The sequence below is a fragment of the Sulfitobacter sp. HI0129 genome, from assembly GCF_001635395.1.
In the GTDB taxonomy this organism is placed as follows: domain Bacteria; phylum Pseudomonadota; class Alphaproteobacteria; order Rhodobacterales; family Rhodobacteraceae; genus Sulfitobacter.
In genome coordinates, this window is record NZ_LWGH01000790.1 from 1 (window position 1) to 485 (window position 485).

General features: G+C 66.0%; 1 protein-coding gene and 1 pseudogene. Both read left to right on the forward strand.

All coding sequences use genetic code 11. The annotated features are described in order from the left end of the window. A pseudogene (locus tag A3764_RS24225) lies at window positions 1–150 on the forward strand (helix-turn-helix domain-containing protein); the annotation flags it as partial. 5 nt (window positions 151–155) lie between these two features. Next, the coding region (locus A3764_RS24865; protein WP_150122305.1) for a hypothetical protein at window positions 156–485 on the forward strand (330 nt) is incomplete at its 3' end.

Below are 485 nucleotides of genomic sequence, written 5' to 3' on the forward strand. Positions count from 1 at the left end.
CAGACTGGCTTTGTTGTCCGGCGCGATAGCCCCAATGGGAAGCGCTATGCCCGCCGCTACGGCGACGAAAAGGTTGCGTTTGGGTTCGACCTCTCTCCGCTCGTTCGACGCTTCCCGGAGGTTTGTGAGGCCGCTGAGACCGTCCGGGCCGTGGCGTGATCTTCCTCCTCCGCTTCGGCGACAGGTTCGGTCACGGCATCCTGGGCGGTGTCATCCTCTGCAGCCTCGGGCAGTTCGGAGGGGGCATCATCCTGCGCGGCGTTTTCCTGAACCGGCTCCTCCTCCGGCACGTCCTCGCCTTGCGCGAAATCCCGGGCCGCGTCGTCCTGCGGCATGGAAGCCGCCGGCGCCTCTTCCTCTTCGGTATCCTCGGCAAAGCTCGTTTCCTGCTGGGACACGACGGCGCGGATGCGCTGCAGTTTGGCCGCGATGCTTTCCACGGGGCGGGCGGGGGTTTCGTCAATCTCGCCGTCCGGATCCTCTTC